An 820-nucleotide genomic window follows, 5' to 3' on the forward strand; every position below is an offset into this window, starting at 1 on the left:
TGGCCCGCTGCTCGACGTCTTCGTTCTGGACCTGCGCTCGTTCAAGAACCCGAATCCCGACGGCCAGGAGGATCCCGCCGGCGTGGCGATCCTCGGCCGCCACCAGAGCGAGTGGCTGCTGGCCGGGCTCGCCGCCAGCCGCGCCACCTGGAAGGTGGTCGCCGCCGATCTCCCGCTCGGGCTGCTGGTGCCGGACAACCCGAGCGGCGTGGAGGCGGTGGGGCAGGGCCGGCCGGGTGCCCCCCTGGGGCGCGAGGTGGAAATCGCGGACCTCCTCGCCGGCCTCCGCCGGCACCGGGTCCGCAATGTGGTCTGGGTGACTGCTGACGTCCATTACACGGCGGCGCACCACTACCACCCGGACCGGGCCGCCTTCACCGATTTCGCCCCGTTCTGGGAGTTCGTCTCCGGGCCGTTGAACGCCGGAACGTTCGGCCCGAACACGCTCGACCCCACCTTCGGCCCCGAGGCTGTTTTCGTGAAGGCCCCTCCGGCGGGTCAGTCCAACCTGCCGCCCTCGGCCGGTCTGCAGTTCTTCGGCCGCGTGCACCTCGATCCCGGTGGCGGGCTCACCGTGGAGCTGCGGGACTCCGGCGGTGCGGTGTTCTGGTCGACCACGCTCGCCGCCGCCTGACCGGCCGCAGCCCCGGGCAATCTGCTCGGGCCGGCTGGCCGTCGTCACCCCAGCCACCCCGGGAGGACATCAACCGGCCCGGGTCCGTAGCCGACTCCGGCTACGGACCCGGATCCGTGTCTGCGGTCAGCTGATGGTCCGGCTGACCCGGACGAACAGGTGGTGGAAGCCGGCGATGCCACCGAA

The 820-nt window shown here is 72.1% G+C and carries 1 protein-coding gene; it reads left to right on the forward strand.

Annotated elements, in window-relative coordinates; genetic code table 11:
* On the forward strand, positions 1 to 634 hold a 634-nt coding region (locus ACY45C_RS15090), incomplete at its 5' end, for an alkaline phosphatase D family protein (RefSeq protein ID WP_462188231.1).
* Positions 635 to 820 lie beyond the last annotated feature (186 nt).

It is taken from the genome of Frankia sp. CcWB2 (assembly GCF_977927585.1).